This window comes from Nonomuraea insulae (assembly GCF_042656245.1).
Window position 1 is genome coordinate 59,556 of the sequence record NZ_JBHSPA010000016.1, and the last position, 22,264, is coordinate 81,819.

Annotated in this window: 22 protein-coding genes; 13 read left to right on the forward strand and 9 right to left on the reverse strand. The window is 66.9% G+C overall.

Features of this window, described 5'->3' with window-relative positions:
- Positions 1–65: 65 nt before the first annotated feature.
- The 6 genes from ACFPZ3_RS12235 to ACFPZ3_RS12260 all read right to left on the reverse strand — a co-directional run bounded on the left by ACFPZ3_RS12235 (position 66) and on the right by ACFPZ3_RS12260 (position 6,494).
- Positions 66–1,532, reverse strand: coding sequence for an NAD-dependent succinate-semialdehyde dehydrogenase (locus ACFPZ3_RS12235; RefSeq protein ID WP_379514143.1), 1,467 nt, complete (start codon positions 1,530–1,532; stop codon positions 66–68).
- Positions 1,533–1,586: 54 nt separating this feature from the next.
- On the reverse strand, positions 1,587–2,549 hold the full coding sequence (locus ACFPZ3_RS12240; protein ID WP_379514144.1) for a cyclase family protein: 963 nt from the start codon (positions 2,547–2,549) through the stop codon (positions 1,587–1,589).
- A gap of 43 nt (positions 2,550–2,592) precedes the next feature.
- Positions 2,593–3,405 (reverse strand): prephenate dehydratase domain-containing protein, encoded by an 813-nt coding sequence (locus ACFPZ3_RS12245; protein ID WP_379514145.1) that lies wholly within the window; start codon positions 3,403–3,405, stop codon positions 2,593–2,595.
- Positions 3,406–3,562: 157 nt separating this feature from the next.
- On the reverse strand, positions 3,563–4,267 hold the full coding sequence (locus tag ACFPZ3_RS12250; RefSeq protein WP_379514146.1) for a GntR family transcriptional regulator: 705 nt from the start codon (positions 4,265–4,267) through the stop codon (positions 3,563–3,565).
- A 168-nt stretch (positions 4,268–4,435) separates the two neighbouring features.
- On the reverse strand, positions 4,436–5,452 hold the full coding sequence (locus ACFPZ3_RS12255; RefSeq protein WP_379514147.1) for a dihydrodipicolinate synthase family protein: 1,017 nt from the start codon (positions 5,450–5,452) through the stop codon (positions 4,436–4,438).
- Between the two features lie 52 nt (positions 5,453–5,504).
- A complete protein-coding gene (locus tag ACFPZ3_RS12260) occupies positions 5,505–6,494 on the reverse strand; it encodes an ornithine cyclodeaminase family protein (RefSeq protein WP_379514148.1) in 990 nt (329 codons plus the stop codon).
- A 280-nt stretch (positions 6,495–6,774) separates the two neighbouring features.
- On the opposite strand from ACFPZ3_RS12260, the gene ACFPZ3_RS12265 reads away from it, so the two are divergent.
- Positions 6,775–7,725 carry a VOC family protein gene (locus ACFPZ3_RS12265; RefSeq protein ID WP_379514149.1) on the forward strand — a complete coding sequence of 317 codons (951 nt, stop codon included), beginning with the start codon at positions 6,775–6,777 and terminating at the stop codon, positions 7,723–7,725.
- A 150-nt stretch (positions 7,726–7,875) separates the two neighbouring features.
- On the opposite strand, the gene ACFPZ3_RS12270 is transcribed toward ACFPZ3_RS12265, so the two are convergent.
- Positions 7,876–8,856, reverse strand: coding sequence for a substrate-binding domain-containing protein (locus ACFPZ3_RS12270; RefSeq protein ID WP_379514150.1), 981 nt, complete (start codon positions 8,854–8,856; stop codon positions 7,876–7,878).
- A 378-nt stretch (positions 8,857–9,234) separates the two neighbouring features.
- On the opposite strand from ACFPZ3_RS12270, the gene ACFPZ3_RS12275 reads away from it, so the two are divergent.
- The 11 genes from ACFPZ3_RS12275 to ACFPZ3_RS12325 all read left to right on the forward strand — a co-directional run bounded on the left by ACFPZ3_RS12275 (position 9,235) and on the right by ACFPZ3_RS12325 (position 19,650).
- Positions 9,235–10,137, forward strand: coding sequence for an ABC transporter ATP-binding protein (locus tag ACFPZ3_RS12275; protein WP_379514151.1), 903 nt, complete (start codon positions 9,235–9,237; stop codon positions 10,135–10,137).
- Positions 10,134–10,988, forward strand: coding sequence for an ABC transporter permease (locus tag ACFPZ3_RS12280; protein ID WP_379514152.1), 855 nt, complete (start codon positions 10,134–10,136; stop codon positions 10,986–10,988). The genes ACFPZ3_RS12275 and ACFPZ3_RS12280 overlap by 4 nt, the downstream gene beginning before the upstream one ends.
- Positions 10,985–12,040 (forward strand): ABC transporter substrate-binding protein, encoded by a 1,056-nt coding sequence (locus ACFPZ3_RS12285; protein WP_379514153.1) that lies wholly within the window; start codon positions 10,985–10,987, stop codon positions 12,038–12,040. Before ACFPZ3_RS12280 ends, ACFPZ3_RS12285 begins: the two co-directional genes overlap by 4 nt.
- A 167-nt stretch (positions 12,041–12,207) precedes the next feature.
- Positions 12,208–13,653: an aldehyde dehydrogenase family protein gene (locus ACFPZ3_RS12290; protein WP_379514154.1), complete on the forward strand. Its 1,446-nt coding sequence runs from the start codon at positions 12,208–12,210 to the stop codon at positions 13,651–13,653.
- Between the two features lie 41 nt (positions 13,654–13,694).
- Entirely contained in the window at positions 13,695–15,455 is a 1,761-nt protein-coding gene (locus tag ACFPZ3_RS12295) for a thiamine pyrophosphate-binding protein (protein ID WP_379514155.1), read from the forward strand.
- A gap of 92 nt (positions 15,456–15,547) precedes the next feature.
- Entirely contained in the window at positions 15,548–15,742 is a 195-nt protein-coding gene (locus ACFPZ3_RS12300; protein WP_345576131.1) for a ferredoxin, read from the forward strand.
- Positions 15,739–16,947: an NAD(P)/FAD-dependent oxidoreductase gene (locus ACFPZ3_RS12305; RefSeq protein ID WP_379514156.1), complete on the forward strand. Its 1,209-nt coding sequence runs from the start codon at positions 15,739–15,741 to the stop codon at positions 16,945–16,947. Before ACFPZ3_RS12300 ends, ACFPZ3_RS12305 begins: the two co-directional genes overlap by 4 nt.
- Before the next feature lie 106 nt (positions 16,948–17,053).
- On the forward strand, positions 17,054–18,367 hold the full coding sequence (locus ACFPZ3_RS12310) for an aromatic ring-hydroxylating oxygenase subunit alpha (protein WP_379514157.1): 1,314 nt from the start codon (positions 17,054–17,056) through the stop codon (positions 18,365–18,367).
- Positions 18,368–18,372: 5 nt separating this feature from the next.
- Positions 18,373–18,849 (forward strand): aromatic-ring-hydroxylating dioxygenase subunit beta, encoded by a 477-nt coding sequence (locus ACFPZ3_RS12315; protein ID WP_379514370.1) that lies wholly within the window; start codon positions 18,373–18,375, stop codon positions 18,847–18,849.
- 6 nt (positions 18,850–18,855) lie between these two features.
- Positions 18,856–19,149 carry a hypothetical protein gene (locus tag ACFPZ3_RS12320; RefSeq protein WP_379514158.1) on the forward strand — a complete coding sequence of 98 codons (294 nt, stop codon included), beginning with the start codon at positions 18,856–18,858 and terminating at the stop codon, positions 19,147–19,149.
- An 18-nt stretch (positions 19,150–19,167) separates the two neighbouring features.
- Complete coding sequence (locus tag ACFPZ3_RS12325; RefSeq protein WP_379514159.1) at positions 19,168–19,650, forward strand: hypothetical protein; 483 nt, start codon at positions 19,168–19,170, stop codon at positions 19,648–19,650.
- 138 nt (positions 19,651–19,788) lie between these two features.
- On the opposite strand, the gene ACFPZ3_RS12330 is transcribed toward ACFPZ3_RS12325, so the two are convergent.
- Positions 19,789–20,712, reverse strand: coding sequence for an SDR family oxidoreductase (locus tag ACFPZ3_RS12330; RefSeq protein WP_379514160.1), 924 nt, complete (start codon positions 20,710–20,712; stop codon positions 19,789–19,791).
- A gap of 83 nt (positions 20,713–20,795) precedes the next feature.
- On the opposite strand from ACFPZ3_RS12330, the gene ACFPZ3_RS12335 reads away from it, so the two are divergent.
- Entirely contained in the window at positions 20,796–21,380 is a 585-nt protein-coding gene (locus tag ACFPZ3_RS12335; protein WP_379514161.1) for a TetR/AcrR family transcriptional regulator, read from the forward strand.
- Positions 21,381–21,508: 128 nt separating this feature from the next.
- On the opposite strand, the gene ACFPZ3_RS12340 is transcribed toward ACFPZ3_RS12335, so the two are convergent.
- Positions 21,509–22,147, reverse strand: a complete 639-nt coding sequence (locus tag ACFPZ3_RS12340) for a DUF6461 domain-containing protein (RefSeq protein ID WP_379514162.1) — start codon at positions 22,145–22,147, stop codon at positions 21,509–21,511.
- Between the last annotated feature and the right edge of the window lie 117 nt (positions 22,148–22,264).

Below are 22,264 nucleotides of genomic sequence, written 5' to 3' on the forward strand. Positions count from 1 at the left end.
TTGCCTCCTTGACCTGCCAGTTGCTGCTTGCTTTCCGTTCCGGCTCGACGCACGCACGTCCGTCCTCAGGCCGGAAGCGCCGCGTAGGTCGTGTCGAGGTACTCGGCGATGCCTTCGAGGCCGCCCTCGCGCCCGAGCCCGGACTGCTTGATGCCGCCGAAGGGCGCGGCCGCGTTCGACACGACGCCGACGTTGACCCCGACCATGCCGCTGGCAAGGTTGTCGACCATGTGCAGCGCGCGCTGCAGGTCGCGCGTGTACACGTAGCTCACCAGTCCGTAGGGGGTGCCGTTGGCCGCGCTCACCGCCTCCGCTTCCTCGCGGAAGGTCGTGATCGGCGCCAGCGGCCCGAAGATCTCCTCTTCGAGCAGGGCCGTTCCGGGCACCACGTTGCTCAGGACGGTGGGCTCCACGAACCGGCCGTTCGCCGGTCCGCCCCCCGCCTCGATCACCGCGCCCCGGTCGAGAGCGTCGGCCATCAGGCGTTCGAACTTCGCCACCGCCGCGTCATCGATGAGCGGACCGACCTCGGCGCCGTCCTGCCAGCCGGCGGCGACCGTCATCTCTCCCATGCGGCCGGCCAGCCTGCTGGTGAACTCGCGGGCAAGACGCTCCGCGACGATGAACCGGTTGGCCGCCGTGCACGCCTGGCCGCCGTTACGCATCTTGGCCAGCAATGCGCCCTCGACCGCGGCGTCGAGGTCGGCATCCTCGCACACGATGAACGGCGCGTTCCCGCCGAGCTCCATGGAGGTCCTCATGACGTGGGCGGAGCATTGGGCCAGGAGCAGTTTGCCCACCTCGGTCGATCCGGTGAACGAGAGCTTGCGGGCGAGCCCGGACCGGATCACGGCGCCGACGGCCGCGGCGGGACGGGAGGTGGTGACGACGTTGACCGCGCCCGCGGGGGCACCAGCCTCCTCGATGATCCGCGCGAGGAGCAGACTCGTCAGAGGCGTCTGCTCGGCCGGTTTGAGCACCGACGGGCAGCCGGCGGCGAGCGCGGGAGCAATCTTGCGCGCCCCCATCGCCAAAGGGAAGTTCCACGGTGTCACGAGCAGGCACGGCCCCACCGATCTGTGCTGGACGAGGATGCGGGTCAGTCCACTGGGTGACAGGCGATAATCGCCTCCGATCCGTAGGGCCTCGTCGGCGAACCAGCCGAAGAAGTCGGCGGCGTAGGCCACCTCCCCGCGAGACTCGATGATCGGCTTACCCATCTCCAGGGTGATGAGCAGGGCGAGCTCGTCCTCACGCTCCCGCAACGCGGCCTCGACCCGGCGCAGCAACGAGGCGCGCCGGGCGGGCGACAGGACGGCCAGGGCGGGCTGCGCGTCACAGGCGGCCCGGATCGCGTCCAGCGCGTCCTGCGCGTCGGCGTCGGCGACCTCGATCAGCGTCTCACCGGTCGCGGGGTTGTCCACCGGAAACGTCGCCCCGCCGACTGCCGGGCGCCAGCGCCCTCCGACCAGCAGTGTTGACGGGATGGCCGGGAGCTGCGGGGCAAGGGCGGGCGTGGCCGGCGCGGTCATCGATTCCTTCTCTCTTACGGGCTCTCTTGGAGGGTCAGGACGGCAGCCGGTGCCTCACAACACCGCGATGGCACCGACGGGACACCCGGACGCGCCGGTGATGGGCAGCGCGGGCGCAGTGAAGAGGAACTCGTACTTCCCGTACTGGGCGCACGCGGCCGCGAGCTCCTGGAAGTCGAAGATCTCGCCAATGGCCAAGCCCATGTGGACCAGTGCCACGACGTGGAAAGGCTGGAAGCAGTCGATCTCGTTGGGACGAACCTCGACGCCCCAGGTGTCCGAGGCGACCGCGGCGATCTCCTGGGCGTGAAACCACGGGGCGGTGTGCAGCGAGACCCCGGGGGCGGCACCGCCCGCGTAGTCGCCCCACGCGTGCCGGCGAGCCTGGAGGAAGCCGGTGCGGATGAGTACCGCGTCCCCTCGCTGGATCCGCACGCCCTCGGCTGCCGCGGTGGCCTCAAGTTCCTCGACCGAGATCGCGTAACCGGGCTCGAGAGCGTCCACGCCCAGGTGCCGGGCCACGTCGAGCAGCACGCCTCGCATCACGAACTTACCTGCGTAGTTCTCCACGCCGTTCCTGGCCGCCCCGCTGGAAGAGACGAGGCCCGCGGAGTGCCCGTTGAACATCCTCCCCTTCCAGAAGATGTGGGAGAGCGAGTCCCACTGGGTGCCGGCCTGGTTGGGCACGATGAGGATGTCGTCGGAGCGCCCGTAACCCTTGGCCGGGCCGAATCCGGCCGGGAGGATGTCCTGTGCTCCGGCGAGATGATCCGCCCCCGTCGCCGTCATCACGTTGCGCGGGTTGGCACGCAGGCTTCCGGTCTGGGGACCTCGCTGGTCGTAAGGGAGCGAGCAGGAGATGGTGAGGCCATGCTCGACAAGGGCTGCGGCCCGCCTCACCTCCTCCGGACCGACATAGTTCATCGTTCCCAGCGAGTTGTCCTCGCCCCAGCGCCCCCAGTTCGTGCACTGCTTGATGTAGTCCTCGAGAACATCCGCTCCGTCGAAGTCGGACATGTCACCTCCATGGTCATTCCCGCCATATCGGCGGGTGGAATGGTCAAGAAACGGTGGACGTGGTGAAGATGCCGACCACCCGGGAGCCGAAGGCCTCGATCTCCTGGCCGGTGAGGGGCTCGCTGCTCCGCGTCCGCAGGATCAGCAGGTATCGGTAATGGAAGATCTCGCCGCTGGGCGCGTTCGTGATCGTGCGCACGACCAGCCCGAGAGAGGACAGGAGCGCGAGAGCCTCATCGAGTTCACTGCCGCCATCGACGCGGACCGCCAGGTGGTCGGCGCCCGGCGAAACTTCCAGCGCGGAGGTGAGTGCCCACCACCCTCCAGCGCTGCCGTCGTCGATGTCGCGCTCGATGATCTCCAATCCGAGCGCCCGCGCTGCGGCCTCGGTGCCGATCACCGCCATCGCGCCGTCGCTCTCGAGCACCTCTCGCGCCGCGGCCACAGAGTTCTGCCGGTGGATTTCTACGGTCGCGGCAGGCAGTCGCTCCTCCAGGAAACGCCGGCACTGCCGGATGGAGCCGTGTCCGCCGACATGCTTGATGTCCTCCAGCCGGCTGCCCGGCTTGCCCAGGAGCGCGCAGTGGTAGGGCACCACGATCTCGTCGCTGACGAAGAGTCTCTCTCCGGCGAGAATGCGAGCGGCGGTCTCGGTGCACGCGGTGTTGGAGGTCTCGGACGTCAGCACCCCGACGTCGACTCCGCCGTCGAGCACCGCGGTGACGACGCTGTCCATCGTCGGGAAGTATTCCGGTCGGCCCAGCCCCGGCCGGTGGCCGAGCAGGGCCCGCGTTGCCTGACCCGCGAACGTGAGCTCGCTGCCCAACGTGCCGACCCGGCGCTCGCTAATACTCACAGGATCCTCTCAACAGAATAGTGTATTCAGTTCGCAGAGAAAAATATAGACATGCCCCCTCATTACTGCCAAGAGACTCGGGTGGGAGAGACGGGCCTGGAGGAATGGAGGCCGCCAAGCCGAAGGCCCAAGCGGCACGTCCCCCTCAGTCGTCCGGCTACTCGCCGTCGTCCTCGATCGAGCCCATGCGAACGAGCCGGTCGCGCGTGTGCCCGACATGAGTCTCGATCAGGGCGCGGATCTCGTCATCGCTGCCCCGTTCGAGGGCGTCGAGGATGGCCTCGTGCTCGACGAGCACCTCCTCGCGACGTGGGAGGTCGGGACCCGCGAGGTGCACGTAACGGTAGATCCGGAACCGCACCTCGTCGATGATGGAGGACGCCGCGGCGTCACGGCCGTAGAGCAGGCGATGGAACTGCATGTCCGTCTGCAGCCACTCCTCCGCCGACATGTCCAGATCCATGGAACGGGCAAGGGCCCGCGCCGCCGGGAGGTCGGATTCGAAGAAGTCCGCACGCGATCGAGCGCGGAGCGCGGCGAAGGTCTCCAGCGTCTGGCGCAGGTCGAACAGTTCGAGCACCTGCTCCGGAGAGAGCTTCGTGACAACGTAACGCTGGAAGGGATTCGCGTCGAGCAGACGTTCTGCCTGGAGCCGCCGGAGGGCCTCACGCACCGGAACACGGCTCACGCTCAGGGCATTGGCGAGCTCGACCTGGTTGATCTCGGTGCCGGCCGGGATCTCTCCTCGAATGATGGCGTCACGGACCCGCTCGTAGACATGATCCCCGAGCGTCGTACGGGGAACGGCACCCCTGCTCGTGACCGATGTCTGGTCGAGACTGCCAAGTGTCTTGCCGCTCATAGGAGAGGATGTCGACTTCTTCGGCGCTCTCTCATTATTCTTGGCCACCCCTCAAGTATATAGTCTCAAGCGTATACAGTTGCCAAAGCATGGAAGCGCCACCGTCCAGCTACCCGGATCCGTCTCAGCGATACAGGGACGCGGTCCCATGTCGCTCGCACCACACGTTCACTGCGGATTGCGCCCGACAAAATAGTCCTCGTCGGGGTCCTGGGTCACCCAGAGCCCCGAGTCCACCAGCGCGCGCCGGAAGGCCGCCATCTCGCCGCTGTGCAGCCGATTCGCCGGGACACGCATGGGCCCGCCGTTGAAGCCCGCCAGCCACGCCTGATACTTCCACGCGGCCCGGTTCACGGAGTGGGCGTGCGGGACCGGTGCGACGTTGCCGTTGGCCCGCCATGCGGGGGCGATCTTCCAGAGCAGGTCCATGGCCTGGTCGATCTTGCCCTCCTGGGCCAAGGCCAGCATCCGCGGAGCGGTGTCGCCATAGTATTCGGTGTTCGAGGTCGCGATCACCCGCAGAGGGACGAGTGCGGCCAGCGCGATGGCCTCCTGGATGATCGGCATAGTGATCAGCACCTTCTCCGAGAGCCGATGCCAGGCGTGCGCGAAGCCGGCCACCGACGGGAACCCGCCTTCTGCTTTCACCGAGACGACGTTCGGCGCGGCGTCGACCAGGTCCGTGAGCATGTCGACGGGCAATGAGGCGGAGTGGAGACGTTCGAAGCCCCAATGCGTCATCGGGAAGAGGATGACGGCCAGGTCGGTCGCGTCGCAGAACGCCTTGGTGTAGTCGTAGAGCTCCTGCAGGGACCTCGGATAGAAGCACGGCGGGTAGGACAGCAGGGCGAGACGGGCTCCCGCCGCCGCGGCACGCCGCGCGGCGGCGATGTTCTCCTCCAGGGTGTTGAACGACGCATGGAAGATCAGGTTGAGCCGATCGCCCGCCTCGTCCTGGGCGATCTCCGTGAAGCGGACGTACTCGTCGAGCGTGATGTTGACCTCGCTGACGAGCAATGTGCCCGTGAAGCCGAGCTCGATCACCCGCCGGATGTCATGGCGGATGCCGGGTTCGTTCAGGTGGGTCAGGTCGGCCGAGAAGCTCGGGATGACCACGTTGTTGACCCCATGGAAGTGTTCATGAGCCCAGTCCCGCACTTCGTGCTTACCGATGGCGATCGTCATGGTGTGGTTGGTTCTCCTTGTCACAAATATGGGTGGAAGCGTGCTGCGACGGTCACCGGCGGCTCTTGGGTATGGCCAGCTCGTCCCACGTCCCTCCGAGACCGGCCTCGACCGCGCGTCGGTATACCAGCTCGGCGGCGACCATGTCCTGGAGAGCGGTGCCGACGGACTTGAAGATGGTGAGGTCTCCCTGCGCGTCCTCAGGGAGCGCGGCCTTGCCTTGGAGCAGGTCGCTGAGGCGCAGGACGGAGCCGAGGCCGCCGCCCTCCTCGACGAACCGGCGGATGTCGCCGGACTCATCCGCGATCTGCTCCGGATCAGCGTCGAAGACGAGGGTTCCCGCACGACTGAAGACGGCCGTGTCGAGCTCACGAAGGTCGCGATGTGTGGAGCCGATCGCGCTGATGTGCAGCCCGGACGGGAGCCAGCCGGACTCACATGCGATCGGGCCTCCATAGCCGGTGTTCGTCGCGGTGATGACATGGCCGACCCCGGCGCAGGCTTCTGCGGCCGTGACAGCCGGCGCCACCGGCAGGTCGAGCTCCTCGCGTAGGCGGTCGGCGAGCCGCTCCCGGCTCTCCGGGTTCGGGCTGAACACCTTGATCTCATCGATCTCGCTCACCGCGGCGAACGTGCGCAGATGAGCCTCGGCCTCCAGGCCGGACCCGAGCACGCCCAGGCGCGTCGCCTTGACCCCCAGGGCCCGCGCGGCTATCGCGCTCGTCGCGGCGGTCCGCGCCGCCGTCAGGTAACAGGCATCCATCATCGCCAGGACCTCGCCGGTCTCAATGGAGGCGAGCATGATCAGGTATCGCACGCCCACGCCGTTGCCGCCGAAGAACGTCTTCAAGCCCATGACGCCCGAATGGGGCACCACCGCGGGCATGATGCGGAAGAACCGGCCACCACCCGAGAGGTTCATCCGTCCTGGCACATCGGCGGGGACCTCTGCGTCGGTCCGGATGGCATGCTCGATCGCCTCGACGAGCGAGGCCGGATCGAGCACGCTGCTCACTGAGCGGTCATCAAGCAGAAGAGTCATGACAGTTCCTAAAGGAAAAGCGGCGCGGTGATCGAGTAGACCGGAATCGGCCGATCGGGGCACTCAGCCCTTGACTAACCCGGAAACTGTATACAGTCTAGTGACAACTCTGCGCACGTCAAGAGGTCGTCGGGTGAGCCGCGTCAGGGCGAATGCTCCGCCCCGGCCCGCTGTTCGCGTTGCCCACAGGCGGCGTCCCTACTGGCCACACCGCTACAGAACGACGAGAATCACCCACACGACAGCAAATCAAGCCGTAATGGCGGAAATGGGAGCAATCATGGAGCAGTCAGTGGAGCGCCTCGGATACGTCGTGATGGGCGTCCCGGACCTCGCCGAGTCGACGAAGTTCTATGCGAACGTCGGCCATCTCACCGTGCACGACTCCGCGCAAGGAACGAGCTTCCTCGGCGGCGGTTACGATCACCATTGGCTGCGACTGGAGGAGAACCAGCACAGGCGCGGGTTGTTGCGCGTGGGCTTCCAGCTCGCGGGCGATGAAGCCTTGTCCGATGTCGCGAACCGGCTGGACGAGCGCGGCATCCGGTTCGAGGAGGTCGGCGATCTGGAGGGCGACGGGATCGACCGCGGTCTGCGGTTCACCGACCCCGACGGGGTCGAGGTCGATGTCTACACCGACATGTTGTCCCGTGCCGTGAAGCCGGCCCAGGACGCCGTCCGCATGACGGAGATGCTGCACGCGGTGTGGTTCTCCGCCGACCCCGTCGCGGCGCATCGCTTCTATGCCGACCTCCTCGGATTCCGGGCGTCGGATTGGATCAAGCGCAATGCGGTGTTCATGCGGTCGGCGAACAACTATCACCATTCACTTGGCATCTTCCGTTCGAGCCCTCAGCGCGCCGCGTCCATGGACCACTTCTGCATCCTCGTGGAGAACATCGACGACGTGATGCGAGCCAGGAACATCGCGCTGCGTCAGGGCGCGCAACTACAGAAGGACGTGCTCCGGCACGCCGCGTCCGGCTCGATCAGCGTCTACATCGCCGATCCCATGACCGGCATCTCCTTCGAGTTCTGCACCGAGCACGACGTCGTCGACCCCGACCACCGGCCCCGCCTGCTGGAGGGCTCGCCGATCACACGTGACGTGTGGCAGGCGGGCAGCCCGGGTCTGAGCAAGAATGCCTCGCTGGGTGCGACCTCGGACACCCCCCTCCCCCGAACGCCCGAGGAAAGCAACGTGGCCGACATGGCGAACTCCATCGCCTGAGGCCCGGTGGTCCCGGCTCGAGACTTGAGAACCTGTCCCACCGCGCCTGCCGCCGGGGCGTCGGTGGGACACCGAAGCCGAAACGGGCCGAATGTGCACGTTTCGAGCGCGTCGCCGACCGATCGGCCGTGCCGTGCCGACGGCACGGCCTCATGTGTCGCGCAGGCTCTCCGCGACGAATTGTTCGACGTCCCAGCGATCGGTTGTCAGCCCGTCGAGGTTCGACTGCCGCGCGGCCATGTCGAGCATCGCCTTGTTGGCGGCCAATCCATAGGGAAAGGGGTCGACGCCGAAGGCGGAAGCCTGCCAGTCCATGTCGCCGTTCTCCTCGCGGAACACCCCGGCGCTCGCGCGGTCACGCCGGTACGCCTCCTGCTTGGCGGCCTCGAACGCCTCGAAGAGCGCCTCGGGCACCCACCGCTCCCTCTCGACCAGGCGGCGCTGCACGAGCACGGCGTGGTTGACCGGCAGAAAGCCGGTCTTCTGCCGGAAGTCCGCCATGAACCGGCGGCCTCCGTCCGGGAAGAGCCGGGCCACCTTGCCGGTCGATGTGTCAATGACGGTCCCGCCCGCAGGGAACGAGGCGTCGAGTTCGCCGGTCTGCAGCATGCGATTCACATCGCCGGCGCCGGTCCAATGCAGTGTCACCCCTTTGGGGGGATTCGCTTCGAAGCCCATCTGGCGACCGTGGCTCTCTTCGCCCTGCCGGCCGATATACCAGTCGATCTCCTGGGAGCGGATGCCCCAGAGCACGTCGAGCTGAGCGCGGAACCACAGACCCGCGGTCATCGTGTAGTCGGGGATCCCGAATCTCTTGCCCTTCAGGTCGGCGCCGCTCTCGATGCCCGCGCCGGTGTTCACCCACGTATTCAGCCCCAGTGTGGCCTTGCTGGCGAAGACCGGGATCATCACCCAGTCCCACAGGTCCTTCGGCCGCTGGCGAGTGACGATGAAGTTCGAGATGGAGAACTCGAACACGTCGTGCGCGCTGTCACGAAGGTGCATCGAATGCAGGTCGCCCGCCTGGCCACCCTCCCACGTGATCTCAATGCCCTTGGGCTGAATGGTGCCGTCGACAAGCGGCGCCACCCGCGGGTTCGGCGAGAAGGTGCCGCGCAGCTGCAGTGTCATTCCGACCTCCAAGTCAGGCTGCAATACGCGAAAGAGTATACAGTTGCCAGAATTTCGGCTAGTGCCTGTCTCGCGAGATCGAACCGGTCCGCAACGACCGCTCCGCGGGCAGCGCACAGCTCTCCCACGACAGCCGCTTGTGACGCGACGGCAATACCGATGTAACCCTTGACACAGGTTCCGGCATCAGTAATCTGTATACACCTGACACCATCACCGACGTGACCTGGACCGATACGTGATCGGGCGATGGCTCGGTCAGACTCCGGCAGCCGACACAGCATGAGACAGCAACCGTTAGTGGATGCCAATAACCCGATCGGAGAACGCGTTCCCGGCTGCTCAAGCAGCCGAGGACACGTTGAGGAGGGCTGAGAATTGGGCGACGTTTCGCCTCAAGTCGCCGACACCGGCAACACAGAGGTGCCCGTGGTGGAGTTCGAGGATGTGACGGTGGCCTACCCCGGCAAGGGCACCGTCCGTCCCGCCGTGATGGACATCAACCTCACCGTGTCCAAGGGACGCTTCGTATGCGTGGTCGGACCCAGCGGGTGTGGCAAGTCCACACTCCTGCACGTGTGTTCGGGCCTGCTGAAAGTCACGAGTGGCGTGTTCCGGTACCAGGGGAAGGAATGGAGCAAGCTCCACCCCGGGATCGGATACGTCACCCAGCGGGAGACGTTGCTGCCCTGGAAGACGGTCCTGGGGAACATCGCGCTTCCACTCAAGATCAACGCCGTGCCGCGAGCGGAGCGGCGCGACAGGGCGGCCGACATGGCCGGGAGCGTCGGTCTCGGCGATTGGCTCAACGCCTACCCACGGGAGCTGTCCGGAGGCATGCGTCAGCGCGTCCAGCTCGCGCGCACGCTGGTCACCGAGCCGGCGCTGCTGCTCATGGACGAGCCGTTCGGCGCCCTCGACGCCGTGCTCCGGGTGCGCATGCAGGAGTTCCTGAAGTCCAGGATCGAGGGGACCGATCTCACCACGATCTTCGTGACCCACGACCTTTCCGAGGCGCTGACCCTCGGTGACGAGGTGGTCGCCATGGCGGGAGCACCGGGCACGATCGACCAGATCGACCAGCTCGAGGACCTCCCGCGCAAGGTCTCGGCCTTCGAGCTTCGGCAGGCGCCCGCGTACGCGGTGCACGAAGCCAGGTTGTGGAAGACGATCGCCGGCAACCTGTCCGCGGACGGTGTCGCTCTGAGCAACTCCGCCGCCGAACGCGACGGCGACCACACCATGACTGCCGCGCCCCGCGGCGGGAGGGAAGTCTCATGACGACAGTGGCGCCCAAGTCGGTGTCCAGGCCGTCGTCCGGTACGGCGGCGTCTGCCGAGGAGCGGGACCGACGCCGGGAGCGACTGGCCGACCAGGTCAGGCTCTGGAGCATCCGGGTCGCCATCGTGGTGGTCCTCTGCGCGACGTGGCAGTTCGTCAGCGGCCGGATCTTCCCCGTGTTCATCGTCTCCAGCCCGACGCTCGTCGTCCAACGCTTCGGCGAGTTCATGGAAGGCGGCAAGCTACTCTCGGACCTGGCCTACACCATGCGCGCCTGCGGCATCGGCTTCGCGATCGGTGCGCTGATCGGCAGCACACTGGGCCTGCTCTTCGGCATCTACGAGTCCGTCTCGCGGGTCATCGCGCCGTTCGCCTCCATGCTCTACTCCACGCCGAAGATCATGTTGTCCCCGCTCATCGTGGTCTGGGTCGGCGTCGATCTCACCATGAAGGTGTTCGTCGCGACGTTCTCGTGCATGTGGGTGATCTTCTACAACGTGTGGAACGCCACCCGGCGCATCGATCGCAACCTGCTCGACCAGTTCCGGTTGATGGGTGCGAGCCAGCGCCAGATCATCGCCGGCCTGTACCTTCCCTCGGCGATGACCTGGCTGCTCACCAGCCTGCGCGTCGCGTTCCCCATCGCGCTGATCGGTGCGGTGGTCGGCGAGTTCGTGGCGTCCTCGCAGGGCTTGGGTTACCTGGCTCTTGACTCCGGCCAGCGCTACGACTCCGCGGGCGTGCTCGTCGCGGTGCTGACGATCACCATCACGGCGATGACCATCGATTCGGTTCTGCGGATGATCCAGCGCAAGGTGGCGCTGTGGCAAGGCGAAGGAGTGCAGGAATGACCAGGTCCAGCACCAGGAGAACGCATCGGCTGGTGCGCGTCGCCTTGGGCGTTCTGCTCGGGGCATCGGCGCTGACCTCCTGCAGCAGCGGCGGCCAGATGATCACGGCGGACGCGAAGACCGGCAACAGGAAGATCCGGATCGCGGCGCCGTTCATCTCGACCATGAACTCGGCCGTCCTGTACGCGCAGGGCAACGGCATCTTCCAGAAGCACAACATCGAGACGGAGTTCGTCGAGATTCACGGTGCCGGCGGCCTGCAGGCGACCCTCGGCGGCAGCACCGACATGGCGATCACCTCGTCGGTCAACCCGGTGGCCGCCCTGCAGCAGGGCCAGGAGTTCCCGATCATCGCACAGATCGGAGACGGGTTCCCCGAGTCGGTCCTCGTCACCGCCGCCGACTGGAAGAAGAGCGGCCTGAAGGACGACTCGCCGCTGAAGGACAAGATGAAGTTTCTCTCCGGCAAGCCGTGGGGCGTCTCCAGCCCTCAAGGGTCCAGCAGCTACATGGCCAAGTACATGTTCCAGCTCGCCGGTCTGCCCGACGATGGCTTCAAGATCACCTCGCTGGGTTCCGCTCCGGGGACTCTGGCCGCGCTCAAGAGCGAGAAGGTCGTCGCCGGCAGCATGGGCTCGCCCTACCCGCAGGTCGCGGAGTCGGAGGGCTACGCGAAGGTCTTCATCAACGTCAGCGGTGGCGAAGTACCCGAGCTGACCAACACCCTGACGTCGGTCGTCGCGGTCACCCCGGAGTTCTACAAGAACAACAAGCAGCTCGTGACCGACTTCAGACAGGCGCTCGGGGAGGCGCAGAAGCTGGTCTACGAGAACTCCAAAGTGGTCGACGAGTGGGTCTACAACCAGCACTTCAAGGGCAGCCCCAAGGAGGCCGTGCTGGCGGGTGTTCAGGACCAGCGGGACGGCGGCGCCATCGCCAAGCAGCCCCAGGTCAACGAGCAGTCCGCAGAGAGGCTGGTCACCTTCATGAAGGCGACGGGCCAGCCCGTGCCGGACGACTGGCGCAAGATCTTCGTTGACCTGTCCGGCTGAGCGGCAGACCGCGGTCGGACGTCGGCGGCAACCTGACCCGGTCGCGGGCCGGCCACACGCACGCGACCGGGTCGGCCAGGCCACCGTCCCAGGCGTCCCTCTGGGACCCCGAACTGAGAACGCGACCCACGCTGACGCACGGGGCAACGCGAAGAGAAGGAGCACAGGTGTCGGAACTCATTGATGGGCGGATGCTCATCGGCGGTGAGCTCGTGGAGAGCCGGACCTCGAATTGGCTGGAGTCGGTGAACCCGGCCACCGAGGAGGTCATCGGCCGCGTACCCGCTGCTGGACCGGAGGACGTCAACGCCGCGGTGGACGCCGCGCTGGGCGCCTTCGACGCATGGGCCGGACTGTCGATGACCGAGCGCGCCCAAGCCCTCCGGGGCTATGCGCGGCGCCTGCGGGAAGAGGGTAAGCGGATCCTCGACATCGAGGTCCGCGACACCGGCAACACCATCGCCAAGCTTCGTCATGACGTCGCGAGCGCGGTGCGGGGCATCGAGTACTTCGCCGGCCTCGGAACCGAGCTCAAGGGTGAGACGATTCCCGCCAGTGCCGACGCGCTGCACTACTCCGTTCGCCAGCCCTATGGGGTGGTGGGGCGGATCGTGGCGTTCAACCACCCGATCCTGTTCGCCGCGAAATTCGGGGCCCCGCTCATGGCGGGCAACTGCGTGATGATCAAACCGTCAGAACAGTCGCCCTTGTCGGCCACCGTGCTCGCCGAGATCGTGCGGGAGACGCTTCCACCCGGAGTGGTCAACATCGTGACCGGCGACGGGGCCGGCGCCGGCGTCCCGCTGGTGCGTCACCCGCTGGTGAAGCGGATCTCCTTCATCGGCTCCGTGCCGACCGGAATGGCGATCCAGCGTGCGGCGGCCGAGGTGGCGGTCAAGCACGTCAGCCTTGAACTGGGCGGCAAGAATCCGATGATCGTGTTCCCCGATGCCGATCCCGACGAGGTCGCGTCGAATGCGGTCGCCGGCATGAACTTCGGCTGGATGGGGCAGTCCTGTGGCTCGATGAGCCGCATCCTGCTCCCGGACTCGCTCTACGACGCCGTCCTTGAGCGCGTGGTCGCGAAGGCCGAGGCGATCGTCCAGGGAGACCCCGCCAAGGAGGAGAGTGGTGCGGGCCCAATGAACTCGCGGGCACAGTACGAGAAGGCTCTCGCCTACATCCAGGCGGGGATCGAGGACGGAGCACGCCTGGTCGCGGGCGGCGGCCGCCCGGAGGGTCCCGGGTTCGAGCGCGGCTACTGGCTGCGCCCGACGGTCTTCGCCGACGTCACCCCGCGGATGCGCATCTTCCGGGAAGAGATCTTCGGCCCGGTGATGTCCCTGGTCCGCTACCGGGACGTCGATGAGGCGATGCGGCTCGCCAACGACGTCGACTACGGCCTGACCGCGTCCATCTGGACCAACGACCTGAGCCTGGCCATGCGGGCGGCGCGCGATGTCCGCGCCGGCTACGTCTGGGTGAACGGTGTGTCGCGGCACTTCCTCGGCACCGGGTTCGGCGGCTTCAAGAACTCCGGCGTCGGCCGTGAGGAGTGCTTCGACGAGATGCTCAGCTACACCGAGACGAAGACGGTGCACGTTCGTGTGTGAGCACGGGCGGCGACTGCCGGGCGGATGCGCAGGGAGTTTCCGTGAAACCTGAGCTCATCAACGTGCCGATCGCCGAACGTCCGCCCATGGAGTGGGGCAGTGACGCCATCGCCGAACTGCTCAGCCGCCTTGACCTGCCCTACATCGCCATGGTTCCAGGCTCGAGCTATCGGGGACTGCACGACAGCATCGTGAACTACCTCGGCAACACCGGCCCGCAGCTTGTCGTGTGCCTGCACGAGGAGCACTCCGTCGCCATCGCACAGGGTTATGCCAAGGTGACCGGCCGGCCGATGCTCGTCGGACTCCACAGCAACGTGGGGCTGATGCACGCCGCGATGGCGATCTACAACGCCTATTGTGACCGGGCCCCCATGGTCCTGATCGGCGCGACCGGCCCGCTGGATGCCGCGAAGCGCCGGCCGTGGATCGACTGGGTCCACACCTCCGCCGACCAGGCGGCGATCGTCCGCCACTACGTGAAGTGGGACGACCAGCCAGGCTCGGTGGAGGCGGCGCTGGAGTCGTTGCTGCGCGGCCATCTGCTCACGCGGACGGAGCCGGCCGCCCCGGTGTACATCTGCCTCGACTCGGAGATCCAGGAGTGCGAGCTCGACGCCTCCGTCAAGGTTCCTGAGCCCGGACGGTATCCGGTCGCCACCGATCCGGCGCCGGACGCGGACACGGTCGGCGAGATCCTCGCGATGCTCGCCGCGGCCGAGCGGCCGCTGATCCTGCTCGGCCGGGCCGGTCGCACCGAGGAGGAGTGGAATCGGCGGGTGGCCTTGGTCGAGGCGCTGAACGCCTGCTGCCTGACCGATATGCGGATGCCTGCGGCCTTCCCCGTCGAACATCCGCGCCACCCCGCCACACCCGGGGCGGGCCGGCTGAGCAAGACCGGCCTCGAATTGGTACGTCAAAGCGACCTGATCCTCAGCCTGAACTGGACAGAGCTCTCCGGAACCCTGGCCGCGGCGTTCGGCGACGGCCCACGGCCCCGGGTGGTCAACTGCAAGAACCTGGGGGCTCTGCTCAACGGGTGGACCAAGGACCATTTCGCGCTGGTCTCCTCGGACCTGGAGGTGACGGCCGGCGCGGATCAGATGGTCTCGGCTCTTCTGCCCCGCGTGGGCGAGAACCCGCCGATCGACCGGCCGGACTGGCCTCCGGCGTTCCCGGCCACGCGGTCGGACGTTCGCCCTCAGGTCGAGGGCGACCCCATCTTGATGTCCGATCTCGCGGCCGCGATCCGGGAGGCCGGCTCCGGCAGCAAGATCACCTACACCACGCTGCCGCTGGGCTGGTCCGGCGAGGACGCGCTGTTCTCCGAGCCGCTGGACTACCTCGGCCGCGACGGTGGCGGCGGCGTCGGGTCCGGGCCCGGTATCGCCGTCGGGGCCGCGCTGGCCCTGGACGGGACGGGCCGGGTGCCGGTCGCCGTGCTGGGGGACGGTGACTACCTGATGGGCGGCTCAGCGCTCTGGACCGCCGCTCATTACCGGCTGCCGCTACTGGTGATCGTCGCGAACAACCGGTCCTACTTCAACGACGAGGGACACCAGCAGCAGGTCGCGCAGCAACGCTCACGCCCGGTCGAGAACCGGACCGTGGGACAGCACCTGCGCGATCCCGACCCGGACCTGGCGACGATAGCTCGTGGCCACGGGCTGTCGGCGTACGGTCCGATCCTCGACCCGAACGAGCTCCAGCCGACGCTGCGCAAGGCGTTCGACGAGGTCGGCACGGGCGGCACGGTCCTCGTGGACGTCCGGGTCAATCCATACGGCTACGGCCGGGCTTGATCGTGTTCCGTCGGCTCGGCGGGCAGGGCCCTTGGCCGGCCTTCTCGCCGGGCCGGCGGCGGGCGGCGCATAGGTGACATCAGGGAGTTCTCGTGAAGCTGTACATCGAGTTCGAAAAGTGCTGTGGGTTCGGAGAGTGCATCGCCCTCGCACCCGACCTGTTCCGCATGGGTGGTGACAACCGCGCTCAGCTCATCGGCGACGGGACGGTGCAGCCGGCCGAGCAGGAGCGTGCGCGTACGGCGGCCTTCGCCTGCCCCGCGGAAGCGATCGAGGTCGAGGAATGACCGACCACAGCGACGTTCTGATCGTCGGTGGTTCGATCGCCGGCGTGCGGACAGCCGAGGGGCTGCGCCGCCTCTCGTTCGAGGGCGGCATCACCATCCTCGAAGCGGGCCAGGACCTCCCCTACGATCGTCCCGCGCTGTCGAAGCAGGTTCTCACAGCGGGTGCCAGCGCCGAATCGGTCATGTTGCGTTCGCCGGCGGATCTGGACAAGGCCCGGATCGACCTGCGGCGGGGCTCCGTCGGCGTCGGCCTCGACGCCGACGCGCGTACGGTGCGCTTGGCCGATGGCACCGTGATCACGTACTCCGACCTGGTCATCGCCACGGGCGCCGCGCCGCGCGAACTGCCCTCCGTCCCTGCGCGCCCCGGTGTGCACTACCTGCGTACGGTGCAGGATGCCGTGCGCCTTCGCGACGCCGTCGGCGCGCCGGTTCGGGTCGTGGTCGTGGGAGCCGGTTTCATCGGCTCGGAGGTGGCCGCGGGGGCGGCAGCGAGGTCGGCGAGCGTCACCGTGATCGAGCCGTTCGCGTTCCCCCTCAGCCGGGTGCTCGGTGACCTCGTCGGCAAGCGGCTCGCGCAGTTGCACGAGAGCAAGGGCGTCCAGCTCGTCCTGGGGCGCTCGGTGAGCGGCATCGAGGATGTCGGCGCGACCGGCAAGCGAGTCGTCCTCGACGACGGCACGGCGTTGAGCTGTGACGTGGTGGTCATCGGCATCGGCGCTATTCCCAACACGAACTGGCTGGCCGGGTCTGGACTCTATGTCGCCGACGGCATCGTCTGCGACGAGTATTGCCGCGCGAGCGTGCCGAACGTCTTCGCGGTCGGCGACGTCGCACGGTGGCCGAACCCGCTGTTCGCCGAGTCGATGCGCATCGAGCACTGGACGAACGCCGTCGAACAAGCGGGCATCGTGGCCTGGAACCTCACTCATCCGGACAGTCCACGCGCTTATGCGCCGGTCCCGTACGTGTGGTCGGACCAGTACGGGAACCGGCTGCAGATCGTCGGCCGACCGCGCGCCGAGGACGAGGTGCGGATAGTGCTCGACGATCCGGCCGACGACAGCATGGTCGCCTTGTATCTCCGCGACCAGCGAGTCGTCGGCGCCTTCGGACAGAATGCGCCGTCACAGCTGCTCGCGTTGCGTCGTTCGCTGGCCGCGCGAGCGTCTCTGGAGGAGATCATGACAGCCTTCGAAAACTGACGTTGTGTGGATACTGAAGAGTGGATACAGTCCGATTGTTCCGGCGTCACCGCAGGTCATCGTGCCCCGGTGGCGGGATCCGGATGTGGGAGAGAAAGGTTGGAGCATGACTCGCTTCGCTGACTTGATTCAGCCGGACCGCGTGCACTCCGCGGTCTTCACGAGCGAAGACATCTATGAGGCCGAGCTTGAGAACATCTTCTATCGCTATTGGGTGTTCGTGGCACACGAGTCAGAGATCCCCCAGCCGGGCGACTACTGCACGAAGTGGATCGGCAAGAAGCAGCTCATCGTCTCGCGGGGCGCCGACGGTGAGATCGGCATCTTCTTCAATCGCTGCCGGCACCGTGGTGCCGCCGTGTGCATGGATGAGTACGGCAACGCCTCCTTCTTTCGCTGCCCCTACCATGGCTGGACATACAATTCCTCGGGCGACCTGGTCGGCGTTCCGTACCCGTCACGCTACGACGGCCTCGACAAGAGCTCGCTGGGCCTCGCCCGGGTCCCCCGGGTCGGGTCCGTCGCGGGGTTCATCTTCGCCTCGATGGCCGAGGACGGCCCCACGCTGACCGAACACCTGGGCGCGTCGGCCGGCTTTCTCGAGGACTTCGTCAAGGCCTCGCCCACGGGTGCCGTGAACCTGTCGGCGGGCACGTCCAAGTCGATGTTCTGGGGCAACTGGAAGTTCGTCGGCATGGACGGCTATCACACGAACTTCACCCACAAAACGGTCCTCGATCTGCGCCAGCGCAAGCAGGGCGGCTCGTACAACCGAGGCGCCGGCAACTCCGACAAGTCGTCGAACGAAAGCTGGGACCTGGGCAACGGCCACAGCCGCCTGGACCTGACCGGGAAGGACAAGGTCGCCGTCGGGGCCGCCTCCAACACCTCGATCGCGGCCGGCATCCCCGACACCGAGGACGGCCGTGAGTACATGCGCCTGATGACCGAGACCTACGGAGACGACGCCCCCGAGGTCATCCGCCGATCCCGGGACGTGCACATCCACGTCTGGCCGAACCTGCAGCTCATTGGATCTCAGGTACGCGTCATCCGCCCGCTCGCCGCCGGACGCACCGAGGTGATGAGCTATCCGGCGATGCTGGACGGCGTGCCGGATTCCGTCAACACCGAGAGAATCCGCTCCTTCGAGTGGTTCAGCGGCGTTGCCAGCTTCGGCACCCCCGACGACACCGAGATCTTCGAGCGCAACCAGATCGGCCTCCAGTCCGACTACATCCCTTGGCTGGTCCTCGCCCGCGGGCTGGCGGTCGCACCGCAGGAGGACGGCAAGCTGGTCGGCAACGTCACCGACGAGGTGCCGCAGCGCGCCCAGATGCAGGCCTGGCTGCGCGCGATGAGCGCCGGCCCCGAGATCGCGGCCGACGTCACCACGCGAACCGCGGAGGAGGCGAAGTGACCGACATGACCTTGCTCGCCGATGTGACCGACTTCCTGCTGCTGGAGGCGGAGCTGGCCGACGCGAACGCGTACGACGAGTGGCTCGCGTTGTGGGACGACCCGTGCACCTACTGGGTGCCCTGCAACCTCGACGACTACGACCCGACGAAGCACGTCTCGATCGTCTACGACGATCGCGCCCGTCTCGAGGAACGCTGCTTCCGGCTGACGGCCGGAGGAGCTCACTCACAGGAGCCCCAGTCGAAGGTGTGCCGGGTGATCGGCAACATCCGCATCGTCAACCCGCAAGGCGAGGACGGGACCGTCGAGGCCACAGCCCGAGCGATCATGGTCGAGCTGCGGCTGGGGCGCAAGTCGGTCTACGCCGCCCGTTGTCACTACACGCTGCGACGCTCGCCTTCGGGCTTCAAGCTCCGCCAGAAAAAGGTGATGTTGCTCGACGCCGACGAACCGCTGGGCAACATGACATTCCTGATCTGATCGACGTTGGACGAGACACCGGACTCGGGGTATGCCATGACTGGCCTCAACGGTTCCAAGCGGAAAGCCAACCGCGCCGACCCGCTCGGCGGTTTCGGCGACGGCGTGGTGGTCGGCAACGAGTTCGCCGCCATCGAGATTTCGGTCGACACCTCAGGGCACGTACCTAGAGCAGTGCTGAGAGACGTGGCGTCCGGCCAAGCCCGCTGCATCGATCCGCTCGTGCTGCTGGCGTTGGTCTACATGTCCGACGACGTGATGCAGTCTCTGGCCGACCCCAACCTGATCGTTTCGGACTAGCGTTTACAGCTTGATTTCGTGATCCGATGGGCACAGCTGCCTGATGCCGCGGCGTTTGAGGTTGACGATGTCCACACGCAGGACGCCCTGGATTCCTACGGCAACGAACGACCGATGGTGGAGCGCACACACGAACGCTACGCCCAGGTCCAGGCGCTGAGGGCCAAGAGCCTGTCGCTGAACGCCATCAGCCGCGAACTCGGCCTGGCCTTCCGCACTGTCCGCAAGTACGCCAACGCCACCGGCGCGGACGAACTCCTGGCCCCGACCCTCGCTCGCTCCAGCAAACTGGATCAGTTCAAGCCCTACCTCACCCGCCGATGGAACGAAGGCCGCACCAACGCCGTCCAGCTCCATACCGAGATTGTCAGGCATGTTCGTCACCTGCGGAATCTTCGGCTCAAGGCTTCGTCTGTCGTACGTGGGGTCCGGCAGAAGGGCCACCCAGCTACTCAGGACGATGGCCTCGCCCACACCGAGGCGCAGGCAGAGGCCAGCTGAGCAGCGTGACCAGCCCCGCTTCAGGAGGCCCTCCAGGGCGAGATCGGGGGCCTCCTGATCGCTGATCTGCGCTGGGCCCTCGACGCTGAATGACTCCGGCATTCCCAAGGGCCGGGCATGTGGCGTCTTCGGGGCTGGTCAGGTGGTGGCGTCAGGGGTGTGGAAGTAGTGGCCCTTTTCGAGGTCTTCGAGGAGGCCGGGGTGGGTCGGCTGCCAGTCCAGCAGCTCGCGGGTGAGGATGTTCGACGCCAGGACGTCAAGGCCGACGAAGGGGCTCAGCCAGGCGAAGTGCTCAGCCGCGGCCTCAGGGGCCACGGAGGTCACCGGCACGTCGAGGTGACGGCCGATCACCTCGGCGATCTCGCGGAGCGCGACGCCCTCTTCGGCGGCTCCGTGCAGCACCGAAGCGGCGGGTGCCTTCTCGACGGCCAGGCGGAACAGTCGTGCGATATCGCGGCGGTGGACTGCCGGCCAGTGGTTGGTGCCGTCGCCGGTATAGCCGGAGACGCCCTTGACACGGGCGGCGGCGATCAGGCCCGGCACCCAGGCCTTGTCCCCCTCACCGTGGACGGTCGGAGAGACCCGCACCACCGATGAGCGGACGCCGCGGGAGGCGAAGGCGAGCGCGGCCTGGGCGGTAGCGGTTCGGATCAGAAAGGGCGAGCCGTCGATTGTGGGCACGTCCGTCTCGGTCACCACACGCCCGGACGGGAGACCGATGAATCCGGAGGCGAGGACGAAGGGGCGGCCGGTGCCGGCGAGCGCGTCGCCGAAGGTGTCGACGGCATGGCGGTCGGCCTCGGCGGCGCCCCGGTAGTCGCCGGAGAACGCGACGTCGCCCTTGAAGGCGAGGTGGATCACTCCGTCCGACGCGGCGGCCGTGTCCCGCAGGACCTCAAGGTCGTCGATGGTGCCGCGGACAGCCTCTGCGCCGGTGGCGGTGAGCGCGGCGGCGGAGGCGTCGGAGCGGGCGAGCCCTACGACCTGGTGTCCCGCCTCGATGAGCTCGGGAACGAGGGCGGAGCCGATGAAGCCGGTCGCGCCGGTCACAAGGATGCGCATGGGAAACCTCAACTCTTGACTTCAGTTACTGCAATCGACCTTAACAGGTGACTTCAGTTGCTGAAATCACATAGGGTCTACCCATGGGTAGATGGGAGCCGAACGCGCGCGGGCGCCTGGCGACAGCAGCGCTGGAGCTCTATAGCGAGCGCGGATACGAGCAGACCACCGCGACAGAGATCGCCAAACGCGCCGGGCTCACGGAACGGACCTTCTTCAATCATTTCGCCGACAAGCGAGAGGCGCTGTTCGCCACCTCCGGCGAGTTTCAGGAGTTGTTCGTGCGGTCGGTCTCCGATGCTCTGAAGTCCGTGGCGCCGATCGACGCGCTGGCGGTGGGTCTTGATGCGATCTCCGAGATGCTCACCGGCCAACGCGACTGGGTGCGTACACGACAGGCTGTGATCATGGCGAACCCCGAACTCCAGGAGCGCGACCTGCTCAAGCTCGCCTCAATCTCGGCCGCCCTCGCCGACGCCCTGCGCCGACACGGTGTGACGGAGCCGGCCGCGAGCCTGGCCGCCGAGTCGGGTGTCGCCGTCTTCAAAGTGGGCTTCGAGCGCTGGATCGTGGCGGACGAGGAATATGACTTGTCGCGGTTGATGCGCGAAGCGCTGGACGAGCTCAAGGTTGTGACCGCGGGCGGCTTGGGAGCGTCTGACAAATGATCAACGTTCGCGCTTGAATGGTTGATCGTGAGGGGTTCACGAATGTGGTTGAGCAGTGACGATGATGCCCTGGCTGAGATCGCTTCCCAGGATGGAAGTGATCGTTTCCCAGCCGAGCGTTCAGGGACTCAGCGTGCTGCATCCGGCATGCGGACCGTTATGTACGGATGTGGTTGCTCCAGCCACTCGCTGGTCAGCCTTGCTCCCGTGGTCTGGTCGATGACCGCGAGCATGGTGGCCTGCCAGTCGTAGTCCTCGTCGCGTTCCTCGAAGTCGACGAAGAAGTCTGTCATCGCCTGCAGCTCGGGCCATTGGCCGATGCCGGCATGGTCTTCCGGTCTGCCGGGGCCGAACGCGTCGATCGTCAGGACGAGCTCGCCTCCGGCCGCGAAGCTCAGCCGGTTGTGGGCGTTGACGTTCCACCAGGCGCTGTAGGCCCGGGCTCCCTGGCTGAGCCGCCGGAGCACGGCGGGGGTTGATCCGAGGTAGTCGCCCTCCACGAGCATGGCGGCGGATCCGCGCCAATCGGCGGACACGGGATTGTCCCTGTCGTAGGGGAGCAGGACGGCTCTGGGCGGCGCCGGCTCATGGAACTGGTGCGGCGCATCTCCGCTGAGCCGGGCGGCGAGCTGGTTCAACGGGAGCGCTTGTCCGCTGTCTGGGACCACTACGGTCCAGCACATGGCCACGTCGAGCCATGGCTGGCTGGAGCGGAGTTGCCGGTAGTGCTCGCGCAGGTCGGCAGTCGAAGGCTGTCCGGTGTTCACGCATTGCTCCTTTGCTCGCCGGAACGGATCTTCGAGATCGTGGCAGAGACGGCATGGTTTTGGTTGATCACCGTCGTCGGCGCGCAGGCTCGAAGGGGATCTTGCAGTCTTTGGGTC

Bases quoted from the DNA above. Each gene is read 5' to 3' on its own strand.
- ACFPZ3_RS12235 (WP_379514143.1), bottom strand. From the start codon at position 1,532: ATGACCGCGCCGGCCACGCCCGCCCTTGCCCCGCAGCTCCCGGCCATC.
- ACFPZ3_RS12240 (WP_379514144.1), bottom strand. From the start codon at position 2,549: ATGTCCGACTTCGACGGAGCGGATGTTCTCGAGGACTACATCAAGCAG.
- ACFPZ3_RS12250 (WP_379514146.1), bottom strand. From the start codon at position 4,267: ATGAGCGGCAAGACACTTGGCAGTCTCGACCAGACATCGGTCACGAGC.
- ACFPZ3_RS12255 (WP_379514147.1), bottom strand. From the start codon at position 5,452: ATGACGATCGCCATCGGTAAGCACGAAGTGCGGGACTGGGCTCATGAA.
- ACFPZ3_RS12260 (WP_379514148.1), bottom strand. From the start codon at position 6,494: ATGACTCTTCTGCTTGATGACCGCTCAGTGAGCAGCGTGCTCGATCCG.
- ACFPZ3_RS12265 (WP_379514149.1), top strand. From the start codon at position 6,775: ATGGAGCAGTCAGTGGAGCGCCTCGGATACGTCGTGATGGGCGTCCCG.
- ACFPZ3_RS12270 (WP_379514150.1), bottom strand. From the start codon at position 8,856: ATGACACTGCAGCTGCGCGGCACCTTCTCGCCGAACCCGCGGGTGGCG.
- ACFPZ3_RS12280 (WP_379514152.1), top strand. From the start codon at position 10,134: ATGACGACAGTGGCGCCCAAGTCGGTGTCCAGGCCGTCGTCCGGTACG.
- ACFPZ3_RS12285 (WP_379514153.1), top strand. From the start codon at position 10,985: ATGACCAGGTCCAGCACCAGGAGAACGCATCGGCTGGTGCGCGTCGCC.
- ACFPZ3_RS12305 (WP_379514156.1), top strand. From the start codon at position 15,739: ATGACCGACCACAGCGACGTTCTGATCGTCGGTGGTTCGATCGCCGGC.
- ACFPZ3_RS12310 (WP_379514157.1), top strand. From the start codon at position 17,054: ATGACTCGCTTCGCTGACTTGATTCAGCCGGACCGCGTGCACTCCGCG.
- ACFPZ3_RS12315 (WP_379514370.1), top strand. From the start codon at position 18,373: ATGACCTTGCTCGCCGATGTGACCGACTTCCTGCTGCTGGAGGCGGAG.
- ACFPZ3_RS12330 (WP_379514160.1), bottom strand. From the start codon at position 20,712: ATGCGCATCCTTGTGACCGGCGCGACCGGCTTCATCGGCTCCGCCCTC.
- ACFPZ3_RS12335 (WP_379514161.1), top strand. From the start codon at position 20,796: ATGGGTAGATGGGAGCCGAACGCGCGCGGGCGCCTGGCGACAGCAGCG.